Origin of the sequence: Streptomyces sp. XM83C (assembly GCF_023072675.1) — a bacterium.
Lineage (GTDB): Bacteria > Actinomycetota > Actinomycetes > Streptomycetales > Streptomycetaceae > Streptomyces > Streptomyces thermocoprophilus.
This window is the reverse complement of record NZ_JALLGL010000615.1, coordinates 1-994: the sequence shown is the minus strand read 5'-3', so window position 1 is coordinate 994 and position 994 is coordinate 1. Positions and strand designations below refer to the sequence as shown.

The window sequence follows — 994 nt, the reverse complement described above, 5'->3', positions numbered from 1 at the left end:
CCCCCGACGCGATCGCCGCTCCCGCCGACGCGCCCGGCCACCCGGCCGAGACGGGTGCGCCCGAGGAACCGGCCGACGCCGCGGCCGTCGCACCGGTACCGCTGCTCTCCCCGGTCACCGGCGTCGACGCGGCCCCCGCCGACGCCCCCGCCGACGAGGCGGAGCTGGCGCCCCTGCTGGACTGGGCGCTGAGCGCGCTCGCCTCCGTCGGCGCCCTCACCTACGGCGACGGTCAGGCCACGCTGACACCGCTGGGCAGCTGGGCGGTGTGGGTCAAGCTGGAGCAGATCTGCGTCGCCGCGCAGAGCCCCGCCGGTAACATCGAGCAGTCCGCCGAGGACATGCTGCGCGGCTGTGCCCAGCTGCGCCCCAACGCGGCCCGCGCCGAGTACCGCGCCTGGCTCGCCGCCCGGCCCGTCGGCAGCGCCGTCACCGAGCTGCTCGACGCCGCCCGCGGTGACGACGCCCTGTTGCGCGGCCTCGCCTTCGAGGCCCTGCGGGTCGTCGGCGCCCCCGCCGAGCCCGACGTGCGTGCCGTCGTCGACGAGCCGGCGCTCAGGCCGTACGCCCTGCTCTGGCTCGCCGAGCACGACGGTGTCGATCCGGAGGACGCCCACGAGGTGCTCACCCGTGAGGAGGCCACCTGGCTGTGGGTGGACACGGCCGCCGCGGTCGCCGACCACGGTGAGGCGTCCATGCTGGTACGGCACCTGGAGTCCGCCCTCCAGCCGACCGTCCCCGCGCTGCTCGACGAGGTCCGCGCCGTCGGCCATCCGCGCACCGTGCAGGTCCTGGTCGCGCTCGCGGCCGCCCACCCGGACCCGGCCCTCGCCAAGGCCGTGCGCCGGGCGGCCTTCCAGGTCCACACGGGAGGCTGACCCGGCCCGCCGCCCGCGCACACCGGGCACCCCGCGGGCACAGGGTGCCGGTCGGACACCGCCCCCGACCGGCACAGCCGCCCCCGCCGACCGGCCCGCACGGCACCGCGCGGCTC

1 pseudogene is annotated in these 994 nt (G+C 78.3%); it reads left to right on the top strand.

From position 1 onward, the window contains the following. A pseudogene (locus tag MTQ10_RS30710) lies at nucleotides 1–878 on the top strand (hypothetical protein); the annotation flags it as partial. Nucleotides 879–994 lie beyond the last annotated feature (116 nt).